Source organism: Streptomyces sp. NPDC104307, assembly GCF_055584045.1.
Map to the genome: position 1 here is coordinate 283,007 of NZ_JBVJMU010000004.1, position 17,608 is coordinate 300,614.

Here is a 17,608-nt window from a genome sequence, read left to right on the forward strand (position 1 = left end):
CCTAGAACCAGTGCACGCAGTGCGGGACGCTCTCCGTGCGGAAAAGCGCGTCCGCGAGGGCGGCGGCGCCCGGACGGCAGGCCCGGATGTGTCCCGCGCGCACGAGCGTGCTCGGGGCGATGCCTCCCAGGTAGACAGAGCCCAGGTCGCGCACGTCCAGCACCAGATCGGGCTGCCGGTCCGTGGGGACGCATTCGGCCTCGCCCTCGCGGACGGTCAGCAGGTAGCGGCCCTGCTCACCGAGGAACGGATCGTCCACGTCGAGGACGAGCTCACCCTCCGCGAACCAGCCGCGTGCGGTCAGGGCGCGCGGGACATCGAGGAGACGCACCCACAGCCAGTCGGCGTGGTCGCCGACCTCACCGGCGCGGATGTCGGCGAGTCGCCAGCGCAGCGGGTGCTCGGGCGGGATGTGCCGGAACACGATCTGTGAGACCAGGTCGTGTCCGAGTACGAACCGGGCCAGGGCCGTGAAGACCGCGTCCTCTGTGGCGATGGTCTCGTCGACCGTCAGGGTCGTGTGCTCGCCGATCGAGTAGCTGGCGTACCCGTCCGCCGCTCCGTCGGCGTCCCGGTGGACGGCGACGTAGCGCGGTGCGGAGGAGACCGGCGGCTGCCCCGCGCCCAGGGCCCACCAGCGGTGCGGCCGGGACAGGGCGCCGGGCTGGGTGCGGCGGTACCGGTCGTAGACCTCTTCGAGGATCTCGCCGCACTCGGCGCGCCGCAGCACCTCGACCGTTCCGCCGGCCGCTCCGGTCGCCGCCGTGTCGACCGTCGCGGGAGCCCGGGGAACAGCGAGGGCGGCCCGGTGACGCGGCACCGTCAGCCGGGTGGTGAAGGTCGCCGGTCCGTAGCCGAACCTGCCGTAGATCGGAGCCTCGGAAGCCAGCAGCACCGAGAGGAACTCACCCCGGGACCGTACGTCGGAGAGCTGCCGCCGCATCAGCTCGCCGAGCACACCGCGCCGCCGGTGCGAGGGCAGGACGCCGACCGCGCTCACCCCGGAGACCGGAGCGAGGGTCCGGCCGGGCAGGGTCAGTTCGAAGGAGTACGCGGCGGCGGTGCCCACGGGCCGGCCGTCCTCGGACAGGGCGAGCAGGCCTCGGTCCATTTCGAGCGCGGACCACCAGCGTCCGCCATCCGCGACGGGGGTTTCCGGGAACATCCCGAACGCCGTGTGGACCGTGTCGACGAAGACGTCCAGGTCCGCATCGGTCGTGGGTCGGATCTCCATCGCTGTCGCTTCCCTCTCGCAGTGCCGGCACAGTCGGTCGTGGTGTTCGTTCACAAGGCGTTCACAAGGATGGCGCCGCGTCCCGTGCCTGGGGGCGGCCGATGGTCACCGCGCCCCGGAAGTCCTCCGGCGCGATCACCGACATCGTGTCGAGCGACGCGTCGGGGACCGGCAGGAGGTGGGCGTCGACCCAGGTGTCTCCCGTCGTCGCGTTGGCCCAGGGGTCCTCGATCACGAGGGCGCCGGGTACCGCGCCGTGGCAGAGCACCCAGTGCGGCACGTCGAATCCCTGCATGGCGGCGAGCGAGAGCAGGAGCAGCACGTGCTCGCGCCGGCCGATCGCGTCCCGGATCGCGGTGAGGGAGAGACGGCTCGGGTCAATGGGGACACCGGTGCGCTCCGCCTCCGTCCGGGAGGCGCGCTGGAGCAGGGCACGCCACTCCTGGTCGCTCTCCGGGAGGTGGCCGAGCAACACCGGCCGGTCGGTGTCCAGATGGACCGTGACCGGGGACGAGGGCCAGGCCCGGCCGAGGGCGACGCCCAGCCCGACGGGCTCGCACGCGAGGAAGTTGGTGGCGCCGCGCCACAGCGTCAGCTCCGCCTGCCGGTCGAGCGCCTCCCACTCCAGCGCGCCCGCGTGCGCCTGCGCGACCAGAGCGGTGACGGCGCCGCAGGTGAAGTGCGTGGTCTGCCCGTAGTACGCGGGTGCGGTCGTGATGCCGTCGCGCAGCCAGCGGACGTATCCGGCAGCCGGTCCGGCCCCGTCCTCCTGCTGCGTGAGCGGCGGGGTCAGGGCGGCGAAGCCGGCGGCGGCGACGTCCTCGGGCCGCGCCGTCCACCCTTCCCACTTGACCTGCGCGAGCGCTCGGCGCTCCGCGTGGGCGACGACGGCCGCTACGGCCGCGCGCACGTCGCCGACGGCATCGACGATCTTCAGGTAGGCCGTGCCCGGACGTGCTGTCACGAGCGCGGCAGCGGTCCAGCCCTCGCCGTCGGCTCCGGGAACGGCCACGAGGTGGGGGGCGTGGGCGGAGCGGTCGACCGCACGCCAGCGCTCCGACACCTCACGGTCGACCAGCCCTGCCAGCTGAGCCGGCGGGCTGTCGGGCTCGTAGGGGACGACGATGCATTCCGCGTCCCGCACGGGCTCAGCGAGCCTGGCGGACGTTTCCTGATGGGGCAGCATTCCGGTGCTCCTGAAGGGACGGGGAGGACAGGGAGAAGAAGAGGGGCGGGGCCCGAACCTGTCGGCGCGGACCCCGCCCCTCCCGGGGTCATGCGCGGGACTTGCGGAGCACCCACACGAAGTACGGTGCGCCGACCAGCGCGATCATGAGGCCCGCCGGCACCTGGGCCGGGGCGACGAGCGTGCGGCCGAGGGCGTCCGCCACGCACACCAGCACTCCGCCGAGCAGCATCGCGACCGGGATCGCGCGGCCGTGCCGGGCACCCACCAGGGAACGGGCGAGGTGCGGGGCGACGAGCCCCACGAAACCGACGACGCCGACGGCGATCACGCTGAGGGCCGCGAGCACCGCGGCGATCGACAGGGCGGTGAAGCGGGTGCGTTCCACCCTGACACCGACGATGCGCGGGGTGTCCTCATCGACAGCGAGCAGGTCGAGCCGGCCGCGCATGAACAGCAGTACGGGAAGCGCGAGAGCCAGGGCCACGGCGACCGGGACGACGTCGGGGAAGGTGCGGCCGTAAGTGGTGCCGGAGAGCCAGGTGAAGATCCGGGGCGTGTTGTACGGGTCCGCGCGCAGCAGGAGGAAGGTGGTGACGGCGCTGAGTCCGTACCCCATGCCGATGCCGATCAGCACGAACCGGTCGGGCAGGAACCCGCCGCGCCGCGCCAGCAGGGCGATCAGCGCGAAGGTGGCCAGCCCCGCCGTGACCGCTACCGCGATGAGTACCGGCCGGCTACCGGACAGGCCGGAGGTGGCGACGCCCGCCGCGCCGAGCCCTGCGCCCGCCGAGATGCCGAGCACGCCGGGCTCCGCCAGCGGGTTGCGCACCGAGCTCTGTACGACGCAGCCGGCCAGTCCGAGCGCCGCACCGGCGAGGATCGCGGCGCTCACGCGCGGGACCCGGTCGTCGAGCGCCTGGCCTATCAGGTCCGGGGCGGCGCCCTGGAGCCACTGCACGACGTCCCCGGTCCGCAGCCAGAGGCTTCCCGCCAGGACCGACGTGAGGGCCGCTGCGGCCAGCAGGACCACCGCCCCGGACGTGACGAGCAGGAAGGCGCGCCGTGAGCGTGCGGCGACCCGCGCGCGCGGTGGCTGCCGGACACCGCCCGTGTCGCGCAGCCGCAGGGCGAGAACCACGATGACGACGGAGCCGAGCAGCGCGGTCGGCACACCGGTGGGGATGGAGGCGGCCCCGTCCGCCCCCTGCACCGCGCGCAGGGCCGCGTCCGCGAGCAGGACGAGCAGCGCGCCGAGCAGTCCGGCCGCCGGGATCAGGAGCAGGTGCCGGCGCAGCGCGCGAACCCGCCCCGCGATCAGGCGGGCCATGACGGGCGCGCCGAGACCGACGAAGCCGATCGGGCCGGCGAGGGTCACCGCCGTGCTGGTCAGCAGCACCGCGCAGATGACGGCCGCCACCCGGGTGGTCCGGATCGGCACGCCGAGCGTGGACGCGGCGTCGTCCCCGAGGTTCATCACGTCCAGCCGCCGGGACAGCGCCAGGGCGACGCAGAGCACCACGACGACGAGCGGGGCGGCGCGTACCGACGCGTCGATGTTCAGCTGCGCCAGCGAGCCGCTCCCCCAGGCGAAGAGACCCGTCGTGTTCTGGTTGAACAGGATGAGGAGCATTCCGGTCGCCGCGTCCAGGGCCAATCCCGTCGCCGATCCGGCGAGGATGAGACGGGTGCCCGCGGTGCCGGCGGCACGGCCCGCGAGCAGCAGCACGAGTGCCGCCGCGACGAGGCCGCCGGCGAAGGCGACGGCGCCCGACGCCCACAGCGGGACGGCGAGGCCGAAGGCGGCGACGAGCGTGAGGGTGAAGTAGGCCCCGGACGTGACCGCGAGGGTGTCCGGTGAGGCGAGTGTGTTGTGGGTGACGGACTGGAGGAGCGTGCCGGCGCAGCCGAGGGCGAAGCCCACCGCGACGCCCGCGAACAGGCGCGGCAGGCGCGAGCCGGTGAGGATCTCCCCGACGGGCGCCCCGCCCGCGCTCTCGTGCCCCCCGGCGAGGTGGCGCACCAGATCGCCGACGCCGACGCCCGATGTCCCCTGCGTCAGGTGCCAGAGGCCGACCAGGACGGTGGCGGCGAGGAGGAGCGCCAGGACGGCCGCCCCGGCGGGGCCGCCGCCGCGCTCCGTCCCCGGCAGCGGCCCCGCCTCGGATGCCGCTGTGCGTACAGTGCTCACTTCTTGTCGAGGACGTCGACGTACGCGTCGATCGCCTGCGCGCAGGAGCGCGGGCCGCCGGCGCCCCAGACCTGTGCCGGGAACGCGTGGGCGCGGCCTTCCTTGACGGCCGGGAGCTTCTTCCAGATCGGGTTCTTGCTCAGCGCCGCGACGTACCCGCCGGCGCCGTCGTCGTTCGCGTAGAAGAGGTTGGCGTCGCCCACGGCGGTGAGTCCCTCGACGTCCGTCTGTGCGAGGCCGTAGGCGGCGTCCACGCCTCCGTCGCCGTGCTTCTTGTTGATCTCGTTGCTCCACGCCGGGGTCATGCCGAGTTCCTTGCCTATCTCGGTGAACAGGGCGCCGTTCGCGTAGGGGCGTACGGTCAGGTTGCCGCCTTCGAGCCAGCCGTCGAAGAACAGGAAGTCCTTCGTCGGCAGGTCCGCCTCTGTGACCTGCTGCTTCGCCGTCGCGAGGTGCTGGTCGAACTCCTTGAGCACCTGGTCCGCCCGGTCCGTGCGTCCCGTCGCCTCGCCGATCATGCTGAACACCTTGCGCATGTTCCCGATCGGGTCCTTCGGGTCCGCCCCGCGCGTGGCCATCACGGGGACGCCCCTCTTCTCCAGCTTCTTGATCGTCTCGTCCTTGGCGTCGAAGGCCTCCACGACGATGAGATCGGGCTTGGCCGCGTAGAGGGTGTCGAGGTCGGGCTCCTCGCGGGTGCCGATGTCCGTCACGCCGGCGGGCAGCTTCTCCGCGCTGGTCCAGGTGCGGTATCCCTTGGCGTCGGAGACGGCGGTGGGGGTGACGCACAGCGTCAGCGCGTCTTCGACCTGCTGCCATTCGAGGACCGCGATCCGCTTGGCGGGCTTGTCGAGCTTCACCTGCCGGCCGACGCCGTCCTTGAAGGAGACGGGCCCCGTCGAGGGGGTCGTGCTGTCCTGCGCGCAGTCCTTCGAGGCGGGGGACGCGGCGGCGCTGCTGCCGGCCGTTGCCTTGTCGACGTCGGTCGTTCCGCAGGCCGTTGCGGCGAGCAGGGCGATCCCGGTCGATGCTGACGCCGCCAGGCGACGGGCACGGTTCATGAAGGGTTCCTCTTTCACAGGTGAGGTGTAGGCGACGCGGGGACGGTGCGTCGGTGTTTTCAAGTCGGCCCGGCGCCTGCCCGGAGCGGCCCATGGGCCGTTCCGGGGAGGCGCTGCCGTGTTCAGGGGAGGTGAGAGGTAAGTGGGGTCGCCGTGTCAGGAGAGGTGGCGGCCGAGTGGATCGATGCGGAGCCGCCCCGTCCGGGGGTCGACGGCCACCTCGACGCGAATGTCGTAGACCTCACCGATGTTCTCGGCGGTGAGGACGTCCGCGGGGGCGCCTGCCGCGTACACCCGGCCCGCGCGCATCAGGACGAGGGTGTCCGCGACCCGGGAGGCCTGGTCGAGGTCGTGCAGCACGATCCCGACCGCGATGCCGTGTTCCTCGACGAGATCCCGCACCAGGTCGAGCGTCTCGAACTGGTAACGCAGGTCGAGGTGGTTGGTCGGCTCGTCCAGCAGTACGACGCCGGTGCCCTGGGCCAGGCAGGCCGCGAGCCAGACACGCTGCATCTCCCCGCCGGAGAGTTCTCCGACCTGCCGCGCGGCCATGTCGCGTACTCCGGTGACCCCCATGGCGTGGTCGACGGCGGTCCGGTCCTCCGCGGTCGGTCCGGCGAAGCCACTCCGGTAGGGATGGCGCCCGAACGCGACGACCTCAGCGACCGTCAGCCCTTGGGGAGCGGGCCTCGACTGGGAGAACAGGGTGACCTCGCGCGCGAACCCGCGGGAGCTGAGCAGGGACGCGTCACGTTCGGGCTCTCCACCGGGGGCGCCGAGCGTCACCCGGCCGCCGTCCAGCCGGTGCAGTCGGGAGAGCGCCCGCAGCAGCGTGGACTTCCCGCTGCCGTTCGGTCCCACCAGGGCGGTCGCACGGCCGGGTTCCAGCGCGACCGAGACACCGTGGACGACGGGTTTGCCGCCGTAGCGCAGCACCAGGTCGTGCCCGATGAGCGCGGCCACCGGGGCGGCGGCGGCGGGGGCGGCCGCGGGTTCTCCGGCAGACCGGAAGAGGCTTGTGAACATGACGATGTCCGGACGATCGGAGGGGTGGGAACCGAGGTAACCTCCGTCCGGTCCGACCGGCACTGGACGCGCGCTCGCCCACGCACGGACAGCGTCCTGCGCGGCGAGCACCAACTAAGGGTTACCTAACTCCGTGAAGGTAGCATTCCGCTTGCCGCGTGGACAATCAGGAGTTCTGGTCACGCGATACGGAATTCCGGACATCACCCGTCGGTCCGGCGGCCGCGTCGAAGAACGCGCCCGGCGTCACTCCCGTGACCCGCCGGAAGGCGACGATGAAGGTACTGGGCTGCGCGTAGCCGAGCACCTCGGAAACCGTGGTCACCTCGAAGCCTTCGGCGAGGAGCATCAGCGCCCGGTGCACGCGCAGCATCTGGCGCCACTGCGCGAAGGAGAGGCCCGTCGCCTGCCGGAAGGCGCGCGTGATCGTGCGGTCGCTGATCTCCAGTCGCCGCGCCCAGTCCTCCAGCGAGCGGCCGTCGGAGGGATCGTCCAGCAGGGTTTCGGCGATGGTGTCGATCCTCGGATCGCCGGGCAACTGCAACGCGAACTGACGCTCCGAGGGCCGGATCACATCGAAGACGACCGACTCCGCCCGCGCCCTGGCCTCCGCGTCGAGGTTCGCGGAGGCCAGATAGGTCAGCAGCGACTCCAGCAGAGGCGTCATCGCGATCGCCATGGGTTCCGTGAACACGAACGGGGTGCGGTCGGGGACGAAGAAGGCGTCGGAGAACTCCGCGCCGGCCGTCGCCCGCCCCGCGTGGACCATCCCCGCGGGCATCCAGAGCCCGTGTCCCTCGACCACGGTCAGCACCCGGTCCCCCACGCGGGACGTCAGCGTTCCCCCGCGCACCCAGACGAGTTCGTGCAGGGAATGCGAGTGCGGCGACCACTCCGTGGGGCCGGAAACGATCCGGGACCCGGCAAGGATGGCACCCGCCGCCGGCTCCGGGAGCGGTGCGGCCGGCCGCACCACGGTGCCCGCCTCACGCCGCCACATCCCGGGGGTCACCGCACCACGGGACGCTCGAACCATGCCGAGGAGTCTATCGGTGCCGGTCAGCGCCGGTTCCGGAGCCATGGCCCGCACCAAGCGACACCCAGGCGACGCCATCCTCGCCGGCGTGGCGCTGACCGGCGCGGCGGGTGTCCTGCCGCGCCACTTCCAGCAGGTACGCGGACACAGCTCGCCGGAGACCGGCCCGCCGCCGGCTCCGCAGGGCGTCGGCACGGCCGGGTACAGCGAAGGCCCGCGGTTGATCATGGTGCGGAACTCCGGTGGTTCGTATACGGCGATCGTCGCCCCCGGAAGCGGCCGGTGCGGTCCGTGAGCGGGCTCGTTCGTGAACGGGGCCGGCGAGCAGGCTGCCGGTTCCGAACCGGATGACGAATTGCCGAGGTCGTACCCCTGCGGCATGTGTTACGCCCACAGTGTCTCCGCGACGGCGATCCCGACGAACACGGCGCCGAGGCCGGCGACCACGCTCGCCACGATGTTGGCGGCCGCGTAGAACTTCGCCCCGGTCTCGGCCAGCCGCAAGGTCTCGTAGCTGAACGTCGAATAGGTGGTCAGAGCACCGCACAGTCCGGTGCCCAGAAGCAGCTGGAGCTGCGAGGACGCCGCACCGGCGGTCGCTGCCCCGGTGAGCAGGCCCAGGATCAGTGAGCCGGTCACATTGACGGTGAAGGTGCCCCAGGGGAAGACGGTGTCGTGCCGGGACTGCACTGTCCGGTCGGTCAGGTAGCGGAGCGGAGCGCCAATCGCCGCTCCGATCACGACCAGGAGCCAGTTCATCGGCTGTCCTGTCCGCCGGTGTAGCGCACGACCTCACAGTCGTCCAGGATGACGAGGCCGCCGGTGATCAGTTCGTCGAGCTGGGGCAGGAAGGCCCGGATCTTCTCCTCGGTGTCGACGATCACGACCGCGACCGGCAGGTCCTCACTCAGCGACAGCAGCCGCTGAGTGTGGATCAGCGATCCGGCGCCGAAGCCCTCGATCCCCCGGAAGACACTGGCGCCGGCCAGTCCCGCCTTGTGCGCCCGGTGCACGATCTCTGTGAACACGGGCCGGTGATGCCACCCGTCGGATTCCCCGATCAGGACCGTGACCCGCATGGCCCTGCCCGTCAGATTCGTCATGCCTGCCTCCATGCCAGCACGCGGCGCGTCGCCCACACCGCGCTCCATACCGCCGCGAGAGCCGCGAGCAGTGTCAGTCCCAGATAGGCCACGCCCGTTCGGGCATGGCCTGCGTCGACCAGGCGTTCGATGTCCACCGCGTAGGTCGAGAACGTGGTGAATCCGCCGAGGACGCCGGTGCCGAAGAACGGCCGCACCAGCCGGTGCGCCGCCCACACGTCACTGATGACCACCATGAACACGCCGATGACCGCGCAGCCGATCGCGTTGACCACCAGCGTCGTCCACGGGAATCCCTGGGTGGCCACCGGCCAGATGAGCGATGCCCCGTACCGGGCGCAGGCCCCGGCGGCTCCGCCGACGGAGATCACGGCAATGACCGCCCAAGGCCGCTCGGAAAGTTCGGTGCGCTGGCGGGGGACGGCAAGATCGATATCGGAATCGACAGGCTCCGGCTGGGGCGCCGACACGGGCGCCAAGCGCTGCTGGGGTTGCCTGGGCATACGTCTCCTACTCGCTGGGTGCCCACGCGGGCACACTCCATCGCAAGTAGGGACCGTTGGCGGCATCCGTGCCGCGGTTCGGGTACGGCGGGCCCCACCGCCGCGCGGCAGCCGTCACCGGCCGCCGCAGTGCATCAGGCCAGCGCCTGACCTGTGTCCAGGGCCAGTCGGCCCGGCCCGGCGCACGGTCGGCCTGGGCCCTCCTCCCGGTTCTCCGCTCAGGTGGTGCTCCGCAGTCCGTACGGCAGGGTGCCGGGATCGGCGGCCAGCGCCAGGAAGCGGTTGTACTTGGCGACGCGTTCGCCACGGGCGGGTGCCCCGGACTTGATCTGCCCGCAGCCGGTGCCAACGGCCAGATCGGCGATGAAGGTGTCCGGGGTTTCTCCCGAGCGGTGGGAGATCATCTGGGTGTACCCGGCGCGGTCGCAGATGGCCATGGCTTCCAGCGTTTCGGTGACGGTGCCAATCTGGTTGACCTTGATCAGGGTGGAACTGGCGGACGGACTCGGGGCGGACGGGCCCGCCCGCAACGCGACGCTGGAACTGTTCCAAGGGCTGATGAACGATCAGGTCATCGACGACGCGGAGTTCGCCCCCGCGCTCCTCAGGGCGGCGATGGACCACATCGAGACCCGGCTGCTCGCCGACCGCGACCTCGGCCCCCGGGGCATCGCGGCGGCCCTGAACGTATCCGTCCGCACCCTCTACCGCGCGTTCAGTCAGGGGGCCGCGTCGCCGGTCATGGGATACGTGCGCGAGCGCCGTCTCGAACGCGCCAGGGCAGAGCTGGCCTCAACCCGCCTGACGGTGTCCGAGATCGCCGCTCGCTGGCACTTCGCCGACAGCAGCCACTTCGTGAAGGCGTACAAGAAGCGGTTCGCCCAGACTCCCACCGCGGGACGGTAGGGATTCACGGTAGGCCCCCGTGCCGCTCAGGCGCAATCACCCGGGGGTGACGCAGGCGTACAGCGGCAGTGGTCTCATCCCGTGGCGTTCCTTCATCGGCCGGTTGCTTCGGCCGCCCTCCACCCACTCCTTGCCCGACTCGATGGCGGCGCGGATCTCCGTGGCCCAGAGGAGGTAGTTGGGGCTGAAGCTGTGGACGGTGGCGTCGCTCGTCCCGCCCACCCACATGTGCAGGCGCTGGTCGTCCAGGAGGACCACCGCGGCCGCCAGTGTCCGCCCGGGCACGTCGACGCGCACGACACGGGCGCGGTCGCCCAGGGCCATCACGAAGTCCACGAAGGCGCTCTCGGGATACATGTCCGCGCTGCCGTGCTTGGCGGCCGTGCGGCGGGTCAGGTCGCACACGGTGCGCAGGAAGTCGGGCCGGGGCGACTCGACGGACATCGTGGCTCCGACGTCGGCCGCGCGGCGCGCGTACCGGCGGATCGTACGCCGTGTCCTCGGGCCGAGCCTCGCGAGATAGTCGTCGTACGACTGCACGCCTTGGAGCGGGAGTTGGAAGCGCGTGACGATCGGGGCCACCCGCCAGCCCTTGCCCCGGGCGACGTCGAGCAGCGGGTCTCCCTCCGGGACGCTGACCAGACCCGCGACCTGGGCGCCGGCGCCCACCTCCGCCAAGCCGTCCAGCATCGCCGCGAGCACCCGGTCCCGGTGGCCCGCGTCCGTGGCGAGTACGGGGACACGGGTGTCGTAGCAGTACCAGTTGTGCCCGAGCAGTGCCGGGCCGTCCGCCTTGGCGATGCCGACCTCCTGCAGGAAGCCGTACGGGTCGCCCCGCTTGTCGAGGTAGCACGGCAGGATCGCGACGGTCCGCCCGGCCTCGACGGCCGTCAGGTAGCGGACGGCGGCATACGGGCTGAGCGGGCTGTCCTGGTAGGCCCGCAGGTACGCTGGGGTGTAGTGGACGGGCGCGCCCGCGGCGGTGGCCACCCGCTGCCACTGGGCGATGTCCAGCTCGCCCAGGGACTCGGCGACTTGGATGCGGATCCGCCCTGCACTCATGTCCTGCCTCCTTCGTGCACCGCTCCCGCCCGGCCGGGCGTCACGTCGTCTGTCCCGGGGGCGGGTGCGGCGCCCGCCGCCGCGGTCTCCTCGATCCAGCCCGCCGCGGCCATCGCCGCCAAGAACCGCTCCCCGAAGTCCGCAGTCGCCGGGCGGATTCCCGAGTCCAGTTCGGCGACGCAGATGACGGCCGCGGCGTCGGCGCGGCCGTCGACGCTCTGCGCCAGCGCCATCGCGGCGGCGTAGCAGCCGCCCCGGTCCGCCGTCAGCTCTCCCAGGAACCACCGGCGGTTCTTGTCCGTCATGGCTCCCGTCAGCGCCCGGAGGTTGAAGGGACCCGGCCAGTGCCTGCGCAGGGCCGGGCCCCGCTGGTGGTGGTGCGGCCGGCGGTCCGCGGGGGCCTCGTCCCAGGCGGACGACAGGGTGCGGTGCAGCCCGACGAGGACGTCCGCCTGCCGGTCGAGGACGCTCGGGCTCGCGCCGAGCGGGCGCAGGGTGCTCAGGGCGTCACGGCCGTAGTGCCACCGCCGCGTGAGCCGGGCGACGGCGAGCTCTTCGGACGGTGGCCCGTCGGCGCCCGGCGGTCCGGGGGGCGGTCCGTCGGCGGAGGGGAGGCAGGCGGTCATCCGCCGGGCGGTCCACTGGGTGAGGAGCCGGGCCATGCGGTCCGCGTCCGGTCCGTCGGCGGTCGCCGCGACGGCCGCCGCGGACGCCGCGATCGCCGCGGACCTGCGCAGCTCTCCGGGGTCGACCTTGTCGAGCGTGTCGGCGCCGGAGTGGTTGAACCGGTCGGGCCAGTGGCCGAGTTGGACGGCGGGGCAGCCGATCGCCCGGTCCGCGAGGATCGCGTGGTCGGAGGCGCCGACGAACGGTGTGGTGCGCCAGGCCCAGGTGTCGCAGCCGACGGCACCGCTGTAGGAGCGCGCGGCGGGCGGAAGGGCCCGTACGCAGGCCTCCACCAGGGCGTTGGCGTAGTGCGGAAGGTACTCAGGGCTGTACTCGACGATCAGCGGGCCGCCGCAGCGGCGCTGGTCCTCGCCCACCATGTCGAGGTTGACCGCCATGGCGGGCAGTGGCCGCACGCCCTCCACGACCGCCTGGTGGACGTAGGCGGCGAGTCCCACGAACTCCGGTGCCCACACAAAGCGGACGGGCCGGCGCAGTCGCCGTCCGGCCAGGACACGTCCGGCCGCCAGAGCGGCGGCGACACCCGAGGCGTTGTCGTTGGCCCCGGGCGCCGGGTGGCACAGGTGGGCGCCGAGCAGGCACGCGTCCCCCTCGTCCGCCGCTCCCGACGGGGTACGGGCGACCACCACGGGCATCCGGCGCGGGCGGTCGTCGATGTCGACGACCACGCGGGCCCGCTCTCCGCGCCGGTGCGCGCGCAGCAGCTCGTCGAGTTGGCCCGGGGTCGCGCTGAAGCCGAACAGCGGGCTGCCGCCGGGCAGTTCGACGCGTCCCGCCTCGTCGTCCAGGTCGGGGCGGGTCGTCACGCAGAACCCGGCCGCCTTCTCGGCCTCCATCCGGCCGAGCAGTCCGGGGCCGAGATCGGCCGCCGAGGGGACGAGGACCAGTGCGCCCGGCGGCCAGCCGGGCTCCCCGGGTACCGCGAGCGGCGCCTCGCCGTCCATCGCCGCCGAGTTCGCCGCGAGGGAAGAGGACTGTTCGGGGTAACTGACCAGAGCAGGGCGGCCGTTGAGCGAGAGGTGGGCTGCGCGCGGAGTCCATGAGTGGGGCGCCGTGTAGGTCCACCACGTCGTCCTGCCGTCCGCGGGCAGGTTCAGTACCTCGACGTCGGTGAGTCCCACGCGTTCGGCCTCGCCCGCGACGAAGTCGGCGGCCCGGGCGATCCCCGCCGATCCCTGGTACCGATCCCATTCGGCCAGCCGGGCAACCCAGCCCATCGCCTCGTCGGCGTCGATGTCCCGGAAAACGCCACTGACCAGGCCGCTCAAGCCACTTGGGCCGCTCAACACACCTGGGCCGCTCGGGCCGTTCGGGGCGCTCAGGCCGCTGTCACTCACGCTGTCCGCCCTTGCCGAAGGCCGCGTGGAAGGCGGTCAGGCGGGCGTCCGACAGCGGAACGGCCATCTTGAAGAGCGTGTCCCGGTCCCCGACCCGCACTCCCGGGTCCCAAGTCCCATGCCCTTCAACCTCCTTGACCCGCAGCCCGAGCTTTTCGAGCAGGGCATCCGCCTGGTCGTCCCCCGGGACGGTCACCCAGGGAAGGCAGTCGGCCCCCTCGGTCACCGCGAGTCCCGCCCCGCGCAGCAGTGCCGCCGTCCGCGGCTTCACCCCGGCGATCCGGGCCCGCAGCGCGGTGAAGACGTCGCCCTGTGCCAGCAGGGCCAGGGAGACGGCCAGGCCGAAGGCGTTCGCGCCCAGCGGCGGCACCACCGCACGCAACCGCCGGGTCAGCGCGGGCGCGGCCACGGCGAACCCGACCCTGAGTCCGCCGCAGCAGTAGCCCTTGGACATGCTCCGCAGCACGATCAGGTTGTCGTGCTCGGCGACCGCGGGGACGCAGCTGGCGCCCGGCCCGGCGTAGACGGCGTATGCCTCGTCGAGGACCACCGTGGTGCCGTGGGCGCGGGCGGTGCGGACGATGTCGTCCAGCTCTCCCCTGCCGTGCAGGTCCCCAGTGATAGTCGGGCGGTCGAGCACGAGTACCGAGGGTGCGTGCCGGTCGAGGGCGTCGGCCAGGTCCTCCATGCGCGTCGCGATCGCCTCGCTGCCCGAGCGTGCCGCCCACCTCGGCAGGTCGGGGTGGCCGCCGCGCAGGTGCAGCACGGGGCCCGGCTGTGCCAGTGCCGCGCAGCCGTGCAGCAGGCCGGTGGCACCGGTGCCGGCCGTCACCGTGTCGGGGGGAAGCTCCAGGCCGAAGTGCTCGGACAGCACCGGCGCGGCCCGCACCGCGGCGTAGGGGTCGGTCACGTGGTAGGCGCGTGCCGCGTCGGCGGTGACCGTGACCGACTCGAAGGCCCGATCGACCGCGGACCGTACGAAGTCGATCTCGTCCGGCGACCACCGCAGGTCCACCAGACCGTCTTGACCGGCCAAGCCCACCGGACCGCCGGACCCCGCCGCCTGGGCCGGTCCCGTTGTCGCGCCCCTCGCCGAACCCCCGGCGGCGGGCCGTTCCCACGTCGCGATCGCCGTGCGGTGCTCCCCGGCATCCGGGTTGCGGGCCACGAACTGCACGTACCGGGTGGTCAGTTGGACTTCCCGGCCGGCGGTGAAATCGGCGTCGGCGCGCTCGACCCGGAATCCGGCGCGGGTCAGCAGGTCCCGCACCTCGGCGGGCTGGTAGAGTCGTACGTCGTCGTGGACGACGACCGGCTTCGCGTTGCCTCGGCGGACCTCGATCGAGCCCCGGCTGCGGCCGTGCTCCACGCGGTAGTCGCGGCGGAAGACGGCCCGCAGCCCGTCGGTCTCGAAGGTCGCCTCGGGTACGTAGTTACCCGCGATCGTCAGGACGTTGGAGTGGTCGAGCAGGAGGACCCCGCCGGGGACGAGTGCCCGGCGCGCCTCCCGGAGCAGCCGCAGTTGCTGCGTGTCGCTGCCCCAGCCGAAGGACTGCACGCAGACGACCGCGTCGAACTCGCCCACTGGCCATATGAGTTCACGCAGGAGATCGAGTCGCAGCCATTTCACGTCCACGCCGGCCGCAGCTGCCGACGCCGCCGCCTGGCGCAGCGCCCAGATGCCGACGTCGGCACCCGTGACGTGGAATCCGCGCCCGGCCAGTGCCACCGCGTGCCGCCCTGTGCCGCAGCCAAGGTCCAGGACGCGGCGGCCGGGGGCCGAGGCGTCGAGGACGCCGGCCAGGTAGTCGGCCTCCGCCGCGTTGCGCTCGGCGGTGTACTCGTGGGCCGCCACCGCCCAGAACTCCTCGCCGAAGAAGTCCTGGTACCAGGGGCGGCGGTCCGTACCGCCGCCCGCGCCGCCCGTCATACCGCGTCCGCCCGCAACGCCTCCTGCCGCTGGAGGAAGCCGCACACGTCGCACAGTCCGGCGGGGTTGGGCGCGCCCTCCACGAGGAGGTAGCGGCCCTCGCAGACCCGGCACACGTCGTCGACCACCGGCAGCAGGCTGCGCTGGACGTTCTCGAAGGCGTTGAAGAGGTAGTAGTCGATGCCCGGCCACTGGTCGTAGAGGTGGTCGGCCATCGCGTAGGCAAGGGAGCGTTCGTCCGAGCCGGTGGTGAAGCGGCCCGGGGCGCCCTGGCGGTTGAGTTCCGGGGCGACGAGTTCGAGGTAGAGGGTCAGTTCCTTCTTGGTGATGCGGTAGAGCGGGAAGACGTAGCGCAGGTCGCCCAGTTCGCGTACGGGGATGCCGCCCATCCGGTAGCCGGTGGTGAACCAGGTGACCATGCTGGCGACCAGGTCGTCGGCGTTGAAGCCGAACGCGACGACCGAGGCGCCTGCCCGCCCGGCCTCCCGTTCCAGCATGCGGCGCAGCACCTGGTGGCCGATCACCATGTTCATGTTGCGGTGCTGGCCGGCCACGACCTTGTTCATCATGTCGACGAACGGCTCGCGCAGCTTGAACAGTTCGGTCACGTCGTCGGCGGTCACGATCGTGTGCTCCAGGCCGAGGCTCTGGCAGGCGTCCAGCGCGATCCGGAACGTCGCGGGCTCGTCCCAGTCGGGCAGTCCGGTGATGGTGACCGCGGTCATGTCCATCTCGGGCCAGCGGCCCCGGGTGCGTTCGAGGAGCTTGAGGTAGGCGACGCTGTCCCGGCCGCCCGACAGTCCGATGACGGCTCGGTCCCCGGCGCGCATGGTGCCGCCGGAGGTGATGCTCTGGACGAAGGTCTCCTCGACGTAGGTCACGAAGGTCTCGGCGGTGAGCTGCTCGGTGCGGCGTTCGAGGGTCCCGCCGTGGTCGAAGAGCACGGACTTGGAGTACACGGGGTCGGGCGCGGCGTAGACGTGCTCCTTGGGCTTGCGCAGCACGTCGAGGTCGTAGTGGCGTACCTGGCGTACCTCGATGACATCGTCCGCCCCGACGACGACCATCGACTCGGGAACCACGGCCCCGTCGCGGTAGGTGAGCACGGCGTTGGCCGGGATGCCGTGCAGGCGCAGGACGTCGAGGAGGTTCTGGCCCGGTTCTGCGTAGAGGTTCTCCGAACCGCCGGTCTTGTTGCGGAACACGACCGTGCTCACGGTCTCTCCTGTTCGTCTGGGGATGCGGGGGCTACGGCGTCCTGGGCCGCGCGGGGCGCGTTCCAGGCCGCGAGGGGGACGAGCATCTCGTCGTCGCTGAGGGATCCGTGCTCCCACGCGACGGAGGGGTCGGGCACGGGGAACGCCGCGGAGGTCGCGAGGGCGACCACCGCGCCGATCCGTTCGCGGACGACGGGGGTGGCGGCGAGCAGGCCGCGTTCGGCCAGGGCGTCGGGGGTCAGGACGAGCGCGTGGTCGCCAAGCGCGTCGCTCAGGGCGTCCGCGAGTTCCTGCTCGTGGCCGGGCCGGGGGTAGAGCCAGCGGACCCGGCCGGCGCCGCCGCCGGGCATCCGGCAGTGCGCGGGTGCGTCCAATCTGGCCCATGCGTCTAGGAGTTCGGCCTTCGGCGCGGCGGGGACCTGGCCGTGGTCGGCATGTGCGAGGACGCTCCATCCGGCGTCGGCCCAGCGGCTGGCCGCCGTGTCGAGCAGCCGCAGGGAGGCGTGCAGGCGGTCGTCGTAACCGCTGAGGTGGATGTGGTCGTCGAGGTTCACGTAGGCCCATATCAGGGGTGGTACGTCGTGGGGGTCCGCAAGGACGGCCTCGACCTCGCTGACCGTCCGTTCGACGACCGCGACGGGATCGGTGCCGAGTTCCGTGGCCGACGACGGGACGATCCGGGCGCCGTGGAGCAGCGCCTCCACCCACTCCCCCGTCAGCCGTTCGAGTTCAGCGCCGACCACGAGGGCTGCGCGGCCCGCCGCGGCGGCACGGTCGAAGAGTGTGGGGCCACCGTGCAGCAACGGGTTCCTGGGCGGCGTCGCGGGGCCGAAGGCGTAGGTCCCGCCCGTGACGAGGTGGGTGACGCAGTCGGCGTCCGGTGCCCGATAGACCATGCCGAGGGCGCCGTGCCGGGAGGGGGCGGCGCCGGTGACCGCGGTCAGCCAGGCGGTGGTCGAGGTGCTGGGGAACGTGGAGCGCAGGGGGCGTGTCCGCGCGTGGGAGAGCGCCGGTTCGGCGACGGCGTACGACAGGCCGTCGACCGCCAGGACGCACAGCCCGCGGGGCGCTGTGCTCAGACACCGTTCGACGACTTCGGGCACCACGCGCAGGTCGGCGGACGCTGTCG

Annotated in this window: 16 protein-coding genes and 1 pseudogene; 2 read left to right on the forward strand and 15 right to left on the reverse strand. The window is 72.5% G+C overall.

All coding sequences use genetic code 11. From position 1 onward, the window contains the following. Position 1: 1 nt before the first annotated feature. The 6 genes from ACZ601_RS14165 to ACZ601_RS14190 form a co-directional block, all read right to left on the reverse strand. Positions 2–1,234 carry a GNAT family N-acetyltransferase gene (locus ACZ601_RS14165; RefSeq protein ID WP_469537094.1) on the reverse strand — a complete coding sequence of 411 codons (1,233 nt, stop codon included), beginning with the start codon at positions 1,232–1,234 and terminating at the stop codon, positions 2–4. A gap of 61 nt (positions 1,235–1,295) precedes the next feature. Beyond that, positions 1,296–2,420: a peptidase C39 family protein gene (locus ACZ601_RS14170; RefSeq protein ID WP_469537096.1), complete on the reverse strand. Its 1,125-nt coding sequence runs from the start codon at positions 2,418–2,420 to the stop codon at positions 1,296–1,298. A gap of 88 nt (positions 2,421–2,508) precedes the next feature. Next, positions 2,509–4,611 (reverse strand): iron ABC transporter permease, encoded by a 2,103-nt coding sequence (locus ACZ601_RS14175; protein ID WP_469537099.1) that lies wholly within the window; start codon positions 4,609–4,611, stop codon positions 2,509–2,511. Beyond that, a complete protein-coding gene (locus ACZ601_RS14180; RefSeq protein WP_469537103.1) occupies positions 4,608–5,672 on the reverse strand; it encodes an iron-siderophore ABC transporter substrate-binding protein in 1,065 nt (354 codons plus the stop codon). The genes ACZ601_RS14175 and ACZ601_RS14180 overlap by 4 nt, the downstream gene beginning before the upstream one ends. Positions 5,673–5,828: 156 nt before the next feature. Further along, entirely contained in the window at positions 5,829–6,698 is an 870-nt protein-coding gene (locus ACZ601_RS14185; protein WP_469537105.1) for an ABC transporter ATP-binding protein, read from the reverse strand. Positions 6,699–6,864: 166 nt separating this feature from the next. Next, positions 6,865–7,734: a helix-turn-helix domain-containing protein gene (locus ACZ601_RS14190; RefSeq protein WP_469537108.1), complete on the reverse strand. Its 870-nt coding sequence runs from the start codon at positions 7,732–7,734 to the stop codon at positions 6,865–6,867. Here ACZ601_RS14190 and ACZ601_RS14195 point away from each other — a divergent pair. After that, positions 7,733–8,029, forward strand: coding sequence for a hypothetical protein (locus ACZ601_RS14195; protein ID WP_469537111.1), 297 nt, complete (start codon positions 7,733–7,735; stop codon positions 8,027–8,029). The genes ACZ601_RS14190 and ACZ601_RS14195 overlap by 2 nt on opposite strands. An 89-nt stretch (positions 8,030–8,118) precedes the next feature. On the opposite strand, the gene crcB (ACZ601_RS14200) is transcribed toward ACZ601_RS14195, so the two are convergent. From crcB (ACZ601_RS14200) to ACZ601_RS14215, 4 genes and pseudogenes are all read right to left on the reverse strand, one after another. Then, entirely contained in the window at positions 8,119–8,493 is a 375-nt protein-coding gene (gene crcB, locus ACZ601_RS14200; RefSeq protein ID WP_469537114.1) for a fluoride efflux transporter CrcB, read from the reverse strand. Next, on the reverse strand, positions 8,490–8,837 hold the full coding sequence (locus tag ACZ601_RS14205; RefSeq protein WP_469537117.1) for a DUF190 domain-containing protein: 348 nt from the start codon (positions 8,835–8,837) through the stop codon (positions 8,490–8,492). Before ACZ601_RS14205 ends, crcB (ACZ601_RS14200) begins: the two co-directional genes overlap by 4 nt. After that, a complete protein-coding gene (gene crcB / locus ACZ601_RS14210) occupies positions 8,834–9,340 on the reverse strand; it encodes a fluoride efflux transporter CrcB (RefSeq protein WP_469537120.1) in 507 nt (168 codons plus the stop codon). Before crcB (ACZ601_RS14210) ends, ACZ601_RS14205 begins: the two co-directional genes overlap by 4 nt. A gap of 218 nt (positions 9,341–9,558) precedes the next feature. Further along, positions 9,559–9,834 (reverse strand): annotated as a pseudogene (locus ACZ601_RS14215) (phosphopyruvate hydratase); the annotation flags it as partial. A gap of 121 nt (positions 9,835–9,955) precedes the next feature. Here ACZ601_RS14215 and ACZ601_RS14220 point away from each other — a divergent pair. Continuing rightward, the gene (locus tag ACZ601_RS14220) at positions 9,956–10,246 is read left to right on the forward strand and encodes a helix-turn-helix domain-containing protein (protein WP_469537608.1); all 291 of its coding nucleotides are present in this window, start codon (positions 9,956–9,958) and stop codon (positions 10,244–10,246) included. Positions 10,247–10,282: 36 nt separating this feature from the next. Here the strand turns inward: ACZ601_RS14220 and ACZ601_RS14225 are convergent, their stop codons facing one another. The 5 genes from ACZ601_RS14225 to ACZ601_RS14245 form a co-directional block, all read right to left on the reverse strand. Further along, positions 10,283–11,308: a GNAT family N-acetyltransferase gene (locus ACZ601_RS14225; protein ID WP_469537123.1), complete on the reverse strand. Its 1,026-nt coding sequence runs from the start codon at positions 11,306–11,308 to the stop codon at positions 10,283–10,285. Continuing rightward, complete coding sequence (locus tag ACZ601_RS14230) at positions 11,305–13,263, reverse strand: DUF4910 domain-containing protein (RefSeq protein WP_469537126.1); 1,959 nt, start codon at positions 13,261–13,263, stop codon at positions 11,305–11,307. The genes ACZ601_RS14225 and ACZ601_RS14230 overlap by 4 nt, the downstream gene beginning before the upstream one ends. Positions 13,264–13,324: 61 nt before the next feature. Further along, positions 13,325–15,262 carry an aminotransferase class I/II-fold pyridoxal phosphate-dependent enzyme gene (locus tag ACZ601_RS14235; RefSeq protein ID WP_469537129.1) on the reverse strand — a complete coding sequence of 646 codons (1,938 nt, stop codon included), beginning with the start codon at positions 15,260–15,262 and terminating at the stop codon, positions 13,325–13,327. Further along, on the reverse strand, positions 15,259–16,479 hold the full coding sequence (locus tag ACZ601_RS14240; protein ID WP_469537131.1) for a tRNA lysidine(34) synthetase: 1,221 nt from the start codon (positions 16,477–16,479) through the stop codon (positions 15,259–15,261). Before ACZ601_RS14240 ends, ACZ601_RS14235 begins: the two co-directional genes overlap by 4 nt. Continuing rightward, positions 16,476–17,582 (reverse strand): alkaline phosphatase family protein, encoded by a 1,107-nt coding sequence (locus ACZ601_RS14245; protein WP_469537134.1) that lies wholly within the window; start codon positions 17,580–17,582, stop codon positions 16,476–16,478. Before ACZ601_RS14245 ends, ACZ601_RS14240 begins: the two co-directional genes overlap by 4 nt. Positions 17,583–17,608 lie beyond the last annotated feature (26 nt).

What these genes read in the sequence shown, in the direction of transcription:
- ACZ601_RS14165 (WP_469537094.1), bottom strand. Translation starts at nt 1,234, where the DNA reads ATGGAGATCCGACCCACGACCGATGCGGACCTGGACGTCTTCGTCGAC.
- ACZ601_RS14170 (WP_469537096.1), bottom strand. Translation starts at nt 2,420, where the DNA reads ATGCTGCCCCATCAGGAAACGTCCGCCAGGCTCGCTGAGCCCGTGCGG.
- ACZ601_RS14180 (WP_469537103.1), bottom strand. Translation starts at nt 5,672, where the DNA reads ATGAACCGTGCCCGTCGCCTGGCGGCGTCAGCATCGACCGGGATCGCC.
- ACZ601_RS14185 (WP_469537105.1), bottom strand. Translation starts at nt 6,698, where the DNA reads ATGTTCACAAGCCTCTTCCGGTCTGCCGGAGAACCCGCGGCCGCCCCC.
- ACZ601_RS14195 (WP_469537111.1), top strand. Translation starts at nt 7,733, where the DNA reads ATGCCGAGGAGTCTATCGGTGCCGGTCAGCGCCGGTTCCGGAGCCATG.
- ACZ601_RS14190 (WP_469537108.1), bottom strand. Translation starts at nt 7,734, where the DNA reads ATGGTTCGAGCGTCCCGTGGTGCGGTGACCCCCGGGATGTGGCGGCGT.
- crcB (WP_469537114.1), bottom strand. Translation starts at nt 8,493, where the DNA reads ATGAACTGGCTCCTGGTCGTGATCGGAGCGGCGATTGGCGCTCCGCTC.
- ACZ601_RS14205 (WP_469537117.1), bottom strand. Translation starts at nt 8,837, where the DNA reads ATGACGAATCTGACGGGCAGGGCCATGCGGGTCACGGTCCTGATCGGG.
- crcB (WP_469537120.1), bottom strand. Translation starts at nt 9,340, where the DNA reads ATGCCCAGGCAACCCCAGCAGCGCTTGGCGCCCGTGTCGGCGCCCCAG.
- ACZ601_RS14220 (WP_469537608.1), top strand. Translation starts at nt 9,956, where the DNA reads ATGGACCACATCGAGACCCGGCTGCTCGCCGACCGCGACCTCGGCCCC.
- ACZ601_RS14225 (WP_469537123.1), bottom strand. Translation starts at nt 11,308, where the DNA reads ATGAGTGCAGGGCGGATCCGCATCCAAGTCGCCGAGTCCCTGGGCGAG.
- ACZ601_RS14235 (WP_469537129.1), bottom strand. Translation starts at nt 15,262, where the DNA reads ATGACGGGCGGCGCGGGCGGCGGTACGGACCGCCGCCCCTGGTACCAG.